The 10,273-nt window shown below is 40.9% G+C and carries 9 protein-coding genes; 5 read left to right on the top strand and 4 right to left on the bottom strand.

Annotation, left to right across the window (positions count from 1 at the left end; all coding sequences use genetic code 11):
- Positions 1-112: 112 nt before the first annotated feature.
- The 3 genes from dxs to xseB form a co-directional block, all read right to left on the bottom strand.
- Complete coding sequence (gene dxs / locus HUS62_RS21740) at positions 113-1,975, bottom strand: 1-deoxy-D-xylulose-5-phosphate synthase (protein ID WP_175081131.1); 1,863 nt, start codon at positions 1,973-1,975, stop codon at positions 113-115.
- An 89-nt stretch (positions 1,976-2,064) separates the two neighbouring features.
- Positions 2,065-2,952 carry a (2E,6E)-farnesyl diphosphate synthase gene (gene ispA / locus HUS62_RS21735; protein ID WP_175081130.1) on the bottom strand — a complete coding sequence of 296 codons (888 nt, stop codon included), beginning with the start codon at positions 2,950-2,952 and terminating at the stop codon, positions 2,065-2,067.
- 4 nt (positions 2,953-2,956) lie between these two features.
- A complete protein-coding gene (gene xseB, locus HUS62_RS21730; protein ID WP_054552565.1) occupies positions 2,957-3,199 on the bottom strand; it encodes an exodeoxyribonuclease VII small subunit in 243 nt (80 codons plus the stop codon).
- Between the two features lie 272 nt (positions 3,200-3,471).
- Here xseB and pomA point away from each other — a divergent pair, with 272 nt between their 5' ends.
- From pomA to HUS62_RS21710, 4 genes are all read left to right on the top strand, one after another.
- Positions 3,472-4,239, top strand: a complete 768-nt coding sequence (pomA, locus tag HUS62_RS21725) for a flagellar motor protein PomA (protein ID WP_054552564.1) — start codon at positions 3,472-3,474, stop codon at positions 4,237-4,239.
- A gap of 3 nt (positions 4,240-4,242) precedes the next feature.
- Positions 4,243-5,166: a flagellar motor protein MotB gene (locus HUS62_RS21720; RefSeq protein WP_175081129.1), complete on the top strand. Its 924-nt coding sequence runs from the start codon at positions 4,243-4,245 to the stop codon at positions 5,164-5,166.
- A gap of 130 nt (positions 5,167-5,296) precedes the next feature.
- Positions 5,297-5,773, top strand: coding sequence for a hypothetical protein (locus HUS62_RS21715; RefSeq protein ID WP_175081128.1), 477 nt, complete (start codon positions 5,297-5,299; stop codon positions 5,771-5,773).
- A 66-nt stretch (positions 5,774-5,839) separates the two neighbouring features.
- On the top strand, positions 5,840-7,747 hold the full coding sequence (locus HUS62_RS21710) for a DNA topoisomerase III (protein WP_175081127.1): 1,908 nt from the start codon (positions 5,840-5,842) through the stop codon (positions 7,745-7,747).
- A gap of 1 nt (position 7,748) precedes the next feature.
- Here HUS62_RS21710 and HUS62_RS21705 read toward each other — a convergent pair whose 3' ends face one another.
- Entirely contained in the window at positions 7,749-9,062 is a 1,314-nt protein-coding gene (locus tag HUS62_RS21705) for a M20 family metallopeptidase (RefSeq protein WP_175081126.1), read from the bottom strand.
- Positions 9,063-9,145: 83 nt separating this feature from the next.
- On the opposite strand from HUS62_RS21705, the gene HUS62_RS21700 reads away from it, so the two are divergent.
- Positions 9,146-10,003, top strand: a complete 858-nt coding sequence (locus HUS62_RS21700) for a tetratricopeptide repeat protein (protein ID WP_175081125.1) — start codon at positions 9,146-9,148, stop codon at positions 10,001-10,003.
- The last annotated feature ends 270 nt before the right edge of the window (positions 10,004-10,273 follow it).

The following is a 10,273-nucleotide window of genomic DNA, read 5'->3' as shown; positions in this document are numbered from 1 at the left end:
AGTTAGTTGCCTAACTACGGATTGTGCATGATCATTCTGATCGGTCAACTGATCAACTTCTTAACTGATCAGCATTAGCCTTAAGGCTCCTTTTTAGTGAATGCTGTTTGGCTTAAGCCATGAATTCTTTGATGCTAGTTAAGATACCACTTGCATCTAGGCCCATTTCGGCGTGCATTTCATCTTGCGTACCATGCTTAATGAACTCATCTGGAATACCTAAATTTAAGATAGTCACATCGGCTTTGATTGCAGCTAAGTATTCATTCACAGCAGAACCTGCACCGCCAGCAATGGCATTGTCTTCTAGGGTAACAATGACATCATGGCTGCTGAGTAATTTACTGATAGCGTCAGTATCAAGAGGCTTGATAAAGCGCATATCAATGACTGTTGCGTTAAGCTCATCAGCGGCTACTTTGGCGTTCTCTAACAGCGTACCAAACGACAAGATGGCCACTTTATTACCTTGTTTGATACCATGCGCTTTACCGATTTCAATCGCGCTCATGGTTGATTCAACTTCACACGTGCCGGCACTACCACGTGGGTAACGAACAGCCACAGGTTGATTGCATTGGTAGCCAGTGTAAAGCATTTGGCGGCACTCGTTAGTGTCGCTAGGCGCCATGATAATCATATTAGGAATACAGCGCATAAAGCTTAAGTCATAGGCGCCTTGGTGAGTTTCACCATCAGCACCAACAATACCGGCACGGTCAATAGCAAATAGAACGGGTAAGTTTTGTAATGCTACATCGTGGATAAGTTGGTCGTACGCACGTTGTAAAAAGCTTGAATAAATAGCAACAACAGGCTTCAACCCTTCACAAGCAAGACCAGCTGCAAGCGTTACAGCATGTTGCTCGGCAATTGCTACATCAAAGTATTGCGCTGGGTACTCTTTAGAAAAACGTACCATGCCTGAGCCTTCACGCATTGCAGGGGTAATTGCCATTAACTTGTCGTCTTGAGCCGCCATATCACATAACCAGTCACCAAACACATTTGAGAATGTGGCAGCGCCAGGTTTTGATTTTGGTAATTTTGACATGCTTGGGTCAAATTTTGGTACGCCGTGGTAGCCAATTGGATCTGCTTCAGCAGGTTTATAACCTTTACCTTTTTGCGTTTTAATATGTAGTAATTGCGGGCCTTTAAGGTTACGCATATTACGTAAGGTATCAACCATCATATTAACATCATGACCATCAATTGGGCCGATGTAATTAAGGCCTAACTCTTCAAAGAAAGTACCTGGAATGACCATACCTTTTAAGTGTTCTTCCATGCGGCTGGCAAGTTCTTTCACTGGCGGTAAACCAGAAAGAAGCTTTTTACTGCCTTCACGAATATTGGTGTAGAAGCTACCAGATAAAATACGGGCAAAGTGATTATTTAGTGCACCTACGTTTTCTGAAATCGACATTTCATTATCGTTTAAGATAATTAACACGTTAGGGTTTACATCACCCATGTGATTCATCGCTTCAAATGCCATACCCGCTGTGATCGCACCATCGCCAATAACCGCTACAGTTTTACGATCTTTACCTTCTTTTTCTGCAGCAATGGCCATGCCTAAGGCTGCTGAAATTGAGGTGCTCGAATGGCCTACACTGAAAGTGTCGTAAGGGCTTTCTTCACGGAATGGGAAAGGGTGCAAACCGTCTTTTTGACGAATAGTATGCATTTGGTCACGACGACCCGTTAAGATTTTATGCGGGTATGCTTGATGACCCACATCCCATACTAAACGATCTTCAGGAGTGTTATAAACATAATGCAGCGCGACGGTTAGTTCAACAGTGCCTAAACCTGATGCTAAATGACCACTACTTTGCGAAACCGAGTTAAGTAGGTATTCGCGTAACTCTTTACTAAACGCAGGTAACTTGTCTTGCGCTAAATCACGCAGTTGTGCTGGTTCGTCAACCAAACTTAATAATGGATACTTGCTACTATCAAGTGTCATGATTTTTTATACATCCTTCGCTAACCAGAGTGCATTATAGCCCATTGCCGCTCTGATTTTTTAGTTATTTTGTCTTTCTTTTTTTGGCATTAATAATTACGTTCAACGATATAGCTAGCAAGGCTCGCCAGCTCGTTGGTGTCGTAATCAATAGCCTCAAGAGCTTGATGAGCTTGAGCCAGTAAATCTTGTGCTTTTTGCTTTGCGCCAGCCATACCTAATAAAGCAGGGTAAGTTGCTTTATTAGCTGCAATATCTGAACCTTGTGGTTTACCTAATGTTTCAGTATCAGCTTCTACATCAAGGATATCGTCTTGTACCTGAAAAGCCAGTCCTATTGCTTGGCCAAATAGGTTTAATTGCGCGAGGGTATGTTCATCACAGCTTTTTGCACTCAATGCACCAAGTGTAATAGCACAATTAAGCAAGGCGCCCGTTTTTAGCTGATGAATGCGCTCTAGCTGCGCAACTGTAATTTCTTTATCGGTCGCTTCAATATCTAGTGCTTGCCCACCTACCATACCTTCAATACCTGAGGCTTTGCTTAACGAGGCTATCATTTTTACTTGTTGCGTAGCTGAAACTGCAAATTGATGGTTGGCGATTAAATCAAATGCCAGTGTTTGTAATGCATCACCCGCGAGTATGGCTTGCGCTTCGCCGTAGACAATATGACAAGTAGGGCGGCCACGTCTTAAGTCATCATCATCCATCGCTGGTAAGTCATCATGGACTAAAGAGTAGCTATGAATACACTCAATAGCGGCAGCAAGAATATCAAGATCGGCCTTGTTTGCGCCCATCATTCGACCGGTCGCATATACAAGATAAGGACGTAAGCGCTTACCACCATTTAAAACACCGTAATGGGTGGCTTCTTTGATAGTTTTTTCGGTATTAAGTGGTAGTTCGAAATAGCGGTTTAAATGTGCTTCAACGTCTTCACGAGCGCGTTGTAGTTGTTCTTTTAATTGCACTTAATTAGTCCAAGTTTGAATCAAAATTGCTAAGAGGAGCTTGGCTATCGTTACCCATTAAAATGGCAACCTTTTGTTCGGCTTGTTGTAACTTACCAGACGAAGCATTTGCCAGTGCAATGCCGCGTTCAAATTGTTTTAGTGATTGTTCTAGTGACAATTCGCCTTGCTCCATTTGTGCAACAATTTGAGATAATTCATCCAGCGCTTCTTCAAAGCTTAAGTTTTCTGGTTTCTTTGTTGCCATTGTGGCCTCGATAGCTGTTAGAAAGTGAGGCCAATTTTAGGGGGAATGCTAAACTAGGTCAAAGAATGATGTGTTTTTTTACGCATAATCCATTTTCAATATGCTATTTTTACGGTTTTAGATACAGCATAAACTTGTAGCTTAAAAATCTTACATTAAAATAAAATTAATTCATTTAATGATTTAAGTATTTCAACTGCTTGCCGATAAGCAGTTAATAATAAAAATTTGATACCTGAGGGTGTCGTGTAATTGTTCCTCTGGAGGGGTATGTGGATTTAGCAACCATAATAGGTATTCTTGGTGCCATAGGCTTAATTGCTATGTCGATGGTGTTAAGTAGTGACGGCCAAGTTGCAATGTTTTACAACACGCCTTCGGTGGTCATTGTATTTGGTGGTTCGATTTTTATCGTATTATCGAATTTCACTATGGGGCAATTTTTGGGCATAGGTAAAGTCGCTGCAAAAGCCTTTATGTTCAAAATCGAATCTCCAGAAGAATTAATTGAAAAAGCAGTAGAATTAGCTGATTCAGCACGTAAAGGTGGTTTCTTAGCATTAGAAGAAGCCGAAATCCCCAACGGCTTCATGCGCAAAGGAGTCGATATGTTAGTGGATGGTCATGATGCTGATGTTGTTCGTGCCACATTGCAAAAAGATATTTCTCTTACTGCTAACCGTCATGAACTAGGGGCTGGATTATTCAAATCACTTGCCGATATCGCTCCTGCAATGGGTATGATCGGTACGCTAATCGGTCTGGTTGCTATGTTATCAAACATGGATGACCCAAAAGCAATCGGCCCTGCTATGGCGGTTGCACTTTTAACTACTCTCTATGGTGCATTTTTAGCAAACGTTGTTGCTATTCCAATTCAGGTAAAACTAGAGCTACGTAAAGATGAGGAAGCACTTAATCAACGTTTAATTCTCGACGCGGTACTGGGTATTCAAGATGGTCAAAACCCGAAAGTAATTGAAGGTATCTTGAAAAACTACTTAGCCGAATCAAAACGTAAAGTTGATACCGAGGAGTAGGGTATGTCAGATGAAGAGTGCAAATGTCCACCACCGGGTTTACCCGCCTGGATGGGAACCTTCGCAGATTTAATGTCATTATTAATGTGCTTTTTTGTACTCTTACTTGCCTTCTCGGAAATGGACGTACTGAAGTTTAAGCAAATTGCCGGCTCTATGAAGTTTGCTTTCGGTGTACAAAATAAAATTGAAGTAAAAGATATTCCAAAGGGAACCTCGGTCATTGCCATGGAGTTCACTCCGGGTAAACCTGAACCCACTCCTATTGAAACGATTCAACAACAAACCGTAGAAATGACGCAACAAATGCTTGAGTTTCAGGCTGGCGACGAAAGCTCCGCCGGTGGTCGTCAAGAACAGCGCGGTAATAAACGTGGTGGTGAATCGCAAAGTACGGCTCAGCAACAAGCCTTGGAGCAGTCAATTTCGGCGGCTGATCAAGAACAAACAAATGAGCTTGTGAAAAAAATTGCCCAGCAGCTAGAACAGCAAATAATGGATGGGGCAATTGAGCTTGAGTCATTAGGCCAGCAAATTATTATTCGCATTCGTGAGAATGGTTCATTCCCATCGGGTAGTGCTTTTTTACAGCCAAAATTTAAACCTATTATTCGTGATATTGCTACGTTGTTAAAAGATGTGCCGGGTGAAATAACCGTGTCAGGGCACACTGATGACTTCCAAGTATCGAATGAGCTTTATACTAACAACTGGGATTTATCATCAAAGCGTGCGGTGGCAGTTGCAAGTGAAATGGAAAAAGCGCCAGGTTTTGATAAGTCTCGTATGATGGTTGTAGGTCACGCAGAAACCAGACCCCTTGTACCGAATGTGACCGATGAAGACCGTAGGCGAAATCGTCGTGTTGAAATCTCTATTATGCAAGGTAAAGCACACGAATCTGACCCTATTGATGTAAGGCAATAAATCAATTAAAGTGAAACTTCATTAACACATGTAATGGAGTATAAAAATGAAAAAAGTTGATAAATATAGCTACATGCCTGGTAATGGCGGTGGCGACGATGATGGTAAAACAGAATAAGGTTCGTTAATTTTGCCTGATTGGTTTGTAGATACCATCTCAATTTTAAATAATAGCTGGGTGTTCATTCTGAGCCCTGCTATTTTCGTTTTCTACCTCCGCAAAGATTGGCAGGCATTTCTCTTTTCCGTAATAACAGCATGCTTCTTTTTATACGGTACCTTAATTCATAGCAGCTTACGTGAATTTGATGACATTTATATTTGGCGCTATGTCGTTTGGGCTTTTAATGATATTGCTTGGATGGCAATCATTGCTTACTTGGGTATTAAAGATAAGGTCTACTTATGGCAAAGTGTTTTAGGGCAGTTGGTTGTGATAATGGCGCCCATTTTACAGTTGTTCCGTTTAGTTGACCGCCACCTTTGGGATTTGTCTTACAGCACCTACATGTACAAGACCCTGCTACCGCTAATCAATATTGGTACTGTGGTCGTCTGTTACCTACCGCTTATCTACCTCTTTACTCGACGAAGCCAGCAAGCATAAGGCGTTTCTTCGTTAAAAATCCTGTGCTAGACTACTGTTTATAAAAACAGTATTTAGTGTTGCGTTATGAAACTTTACATTGCCGAAAAACCATCCTTGGCGCGAGCCATTGCAGATGCTCTGCCAAAACCACAAAAAAAGCATGATGGTTATATAGAGCTAGGTAATGGTGATTGTGTCTCATGGTGTATTGGTCATTTGCTTGAGCAAGCTGAACCTGATGATTACGACGCAAGTTTTAAAAAGTGGCGATTTGAGCATTTACCCATTGTGCCAGAAAAATGGCAATTAAAACCTAAAGCAAAAACACGTAAACAACTCACTGTATTAAAAAAGCTCATTAAGCAGGCCTGTATAATAATTCATGCTGGCGACCCTGATCGTGAAGGTCAGTTATTGGTTGATGAAGTGATCGAACAGGTTAAACTTAGCCAAGCTAAAAAACAGCAAATTCAACGACTCTTAATCAGCGACTTAAACTTAAGTGCAGTTAAAAAAGCGCTGAATAATTTAAAGTCGAATCGCGACTTTATTCCATTGAGTGTGTCTGCCTTAGCTCGCTCACGTGCTGATTGGTTATTTGGCATGAATTTAACTCGCGCTTATACGCTTGCTGGGCAAAAAGCTGGATTTGGTAATGTGTTATCTGTTGGGCGTGTTCAAACGCCTATTTTAGGTTTAGTCGTTAATCGTGATAATGAAATAGCTAACTTTGTAGCGAAACCTTTTTATGAAGTATTAGCTCATCTTGAAACTCAGCAGCAAACATTTTCTGCAAAGTGGCAGCCAAGTAAAGCATGTGAACCTTATCAAGATGAAGAAGGGCGGGTATTACATAGAGGGCTTGCTGAAAATGTAGTGTCACGCATAACTAATCAACCGGCTAAAATAGTTGAGCTTGAACAAAAGCAAAAAAAGCAACAAGCGCCGTTACCTTATAACTTGTCGGCTTTACAAATTGATGCGGCAAAGGCGTTTTCTATGCCTGCACAAAAAGTGTTAGATACCTGTCAAAACTTGTATGAGCGTCATAAGTTAATTACGTACCCTCGTTCAGATAACCGCTATTTACCAAAAGAGCATCATAAAGATGCAGCGAGTATTATTGCTGCCATCGCCAATAATGAAGGTCAAGCAAGTGAAGCTTGCAAGCAAGCTGATACCAGTAAGCGGAGTAAATGTTTTAATGACAGCAAAGTGGCAGCTCACCATGCTATTGTTCCTACCGAAAAACAGCTTCGCTCAGCATCATTAAATAGTGATGAACAAAAAATCTATCGCTTGATCTGTCGTCATTATTTAATCCAGTTTTATCCAGACTATGTTTTTAATGAAACCAAAGTAACGGTCGAAATTGCGGGTGGGCTTTTTAAAGCTGCTGCTAAGCAAGATGTTAGCTTAGGCTTTAAAACATTAATGGGCAAAACAGAGTTAAAAGATGAGCAAACCTTACCGCCACTTGAAAAAGGTCAGCCGCTGCATTGCACTCAAGGTGAAGTGGTAGACAAAATGACGACACCGCCAGCGCATTTTACTGATGCTACCTTATTGAGTGCTATGACAGGCATCAGCCGCTATGTGAAAGACCCAGAAATTAAAAAGATCCTCAAAGAAACTGATGGCTTAGGCACTGAGGCCACACGGGCTGGTATTCTTGAGCTTTTATTTAAACGCCGCTTTTTAGAGCGTCAGGGTAAAAACATTCTAGCTACCGCAACAGGTAAAGCTCTCATAAGTACACTACCAGAGCAGCTTGCTAGCCCTGACTTAACAGCCAAGTGGGAAGCATCGTTAGGGAATATAGCTGAGCAACACATGAGTTATCAGCAATTTTTAACGCCATTGTTGGCAGAGTTACATGCTTTAGTTGAGCAAGCTAAGCAGTGCGACAGCCAAGTCTTTGCTCAGTTACCAAAAACGCCGCAAAAGCGACGTTTTAAAAGAAAAGCTAAGCCCAGAGCTAAGTCAGCCTAAACTATTTTTTGTTGAATAGGGCAACCGCAGCATTACTCATCGCTGTAATCCCTGTAGGAAGCGCCTTTTTGTAATCAGGTGCAAACTTACTTGAGTGTAAAGAAGGTAATGTTGCGCCAGATTGCATTGCTGCATCATATTGACTCGGTTCAACACCGCCTAACCAAAACAAAGTAATTGGCACGTGCTGCTCTGTACGACCATAAAGGCCAAAGTCTTCACCAGCCATTACAGCTTCAGTTTCAAGTACATTGTCTTCACCAATAGCATTAGCAATTGCTGAACGCACTATATTGGTTTGTGCGGGGTTATTGTAAGTCGAAGGAATTGACTCATCTTCATGCACATATACTTCAGGTGCTAAGCTTTCATCAAGGCCAGCACTTAATGCAATACCTTTAGAAATTCGTTTAATCGCTGCGATTTGTTGCAAACGTACTTCAGGGTTATAACTACGCAATGTAAGTTGTAGTTTTACTTCATCAGAAATGACATTGTGTTTAGAGCCACCATGAATTGAGCCAACGGTGATCACTGAAGGTTCTAGTGGTGACAATTCGCGACTAGTAATAGTTTGCAGTGCCAATACAATACGTGAAGCAATCACAACAGGGTCTATTGTTGTATGTGGATAGGCACCGTGACCGCCTTTACCCTTTACAGTAATATCAACAGAGTCAACACTTGCCATCGTATACTCAGTTTTCATGCTAACTTTACCTGCAGGAACACTCGCACTTACATGTAAACCAATAACATGGTCTGGAGTAGGGTACTTAGTAAAAAGCCCTTCTTTAAGCATTGCTTTTGCACCTCCGCCAACTTCCTCAGCAGGTTGTGCGACCATCATTAGCGTACCTTGCCACTGATCTTTATGTGTCATTAACTGTTGTGCTGTGCCAATAAATGAACTCATGTGAATATCATGACCACAACCATGCATTACGCCAACGGTTGCACCAGCATCATTTGTTACAGTCACTTTAGAAGCGTAAGGTTTTCCAGTTTGCTCAACAATTGGTAATCCATCAGTATCAGTGCGGATCATTACTGTAGGGCCATCACCGTTTTTATAAATACCAACAACGCCATAACCACCTACATTATCTGTAACAGTAAAGCCCAGTTGTTTTAATTGCTTTGCTAGCTTTTGGCCAGTTTCTTTTTCGTGGTAAGACAGCTCAGGAGATTGATGTAAGTCTAAATAGAGCTTTTCAATTTCAGGCATAGTTTTTTTGAGATTTAAATCGAGCGTTGTTGCTTGTGCGAATGGACTAAGAAGTAATAAAGCTGCAGAAATAGCAGATAATTTCATAATGACCTCGACCCGTGGGGCTTGTAATTGTTATGTTTGCCACTATATAAAAACCTAAATACTTATATAGTGCAATCGATCAAATGAATAATATGATAAAACTTACCCAACAAAATTTGCAGCAAGCATTGGGTGAAACGTCCGCTGAAAAGCTAGTACTACTTACTTTTTACTCTGCGCAAAACCCAGAATGTCATCAGCAAGCTGCAATTTTAGAGAAAATAGCAAATGAGTATGGTGAGCATTTATTAGTAGCGACATTAGATTGTGATGTTGAGCAAGCCCTTGCAGGGCAACTTGCGCAGCAAATTGGTTTACAAGCATTACCTACGCTTGTGATGTTAAAAGATTCAGCGCCTGTAGATATGTTACCGGGTGCTCAAACAGAGCAGCAAATTCGCGATGCGCTAGCCAAACATTTACCAGCTCAACACGAGTTAATATTAGAGCAAGCTAAGCAAGCGTTAATTAATCAAGATTTAAATAATGCTTTTAACTATGCAAAGCAGGCTTATGAGCTTGATCCAAACCATACTCGTGTAAAGTTAGTTTTAGCTGATATCTGTATTCAAATTCATAAATTAGAAGATGCACAAGCATTATTAGATTCGGTTGCAGAAAATGAACGTGATGCGTATTTCACAAATATTCAAGCAAAATGTGAACAAGCATTAGCTGCAACAGATTCACCAGAGATAAAAGCACTGCAGGATAAAGTTGAAAAATACCCAAATGATTTAGAGATAAAAGTAGAACTAAGTAATGCTCTTAATAGCGCGGGTCGTAAAGAAGAGGCTTTAGAGATGCTATTTAATGTACTTAAAAAAGATCTTAACTACGCAGATGCAAAACCAACCTATCTAGAAATTATCGCTTCTTTACCTGATGGCGATGCCTTGGCATCTAAGTATCGTCGTAAGTTATATAGTATCTTGTACTAATTCAGAGTTGATTGATAAAAGCGCCATTAAAAATAGTGGCGCTTTTTTTATTTAAAAACTTGCGTATTACCTAATTTCGATAATACTTAAGATCCTCTCGAGAAAAGTTGGCTGTATTTTGTACAGTAAACTGTGTTTTTTACTGCCTTTAGCTTGTTTTTTGCGCGAAAGGTAAGTTTTTAGTAGTTTTCTACAAAAAGTGCTTGCGTTAATTCTTCGCATCCCTATAATGCGCATCCACTGACACGGCGGGCAGCAATGAAAAGCGCT

It is taken from the genome of Pseudoalteromonas sp. 0303 (genome assembly GCF_013349995.1).
Classification (GTDB): Bacteria; Pseudomonadota; Gammaproteobacteria; order Enterobacterales; family Alteromonadaceae; genus Pseudoalteromonas.
The sequence above is the reverse complement of the archived record's forward strand: the minus strand, read 5'-3'. Positions and strand labels throughout refer to the sequence as shown.

What these genes read in the sequence shown, in the direction of transcription:
- xseB (WP_054552565.1), bottom strand. Translation starts at nt 3,199, where the DNA reads ATGGCAACAAAGAAACCAGAAAACTTAAGCTTTGAAGAAGCGCTGGAT.
- HUS62_RS21710 (WP_175081127.1), top strand. Translation starts at nt 5,840, where the DNA reads ATGAAACTTTACATTGCCGAAAAACCATCCTTGGCGCGAGCCATTGCA.
- HUS62_RS21700 (WP_175081125.1), top strand. Translation starts at nt 9,146, where the DNA reads ATGAATAATATGATAAAACTTACCCAACAAAATTTGCAGCAAGCATTG.
- dxs (WP_175081131.1), bottom strand. Translation starts at nt 1,975, where the DNA reads ATGACACTTGATAGTAGCAAGTATCCATTATTAAGTTTGGTTGACGAA.
- HUS62_RS21720 (WP_175081129.1), top strand. Translation starts at nt 4,243, where the DNA reads ATGTCAGATGAAGAGTGCAAATGTCCACCACCGGGTTTACCCGCCTGG.
- HUS62_RS21705 (WP_175081126.1), bottom strand. Translation starts at nt 9,062, where the DNA reads ATGAAATTATCTGCTATTTCTGCAGCTTTATTACTTCTTAGTCCATTC.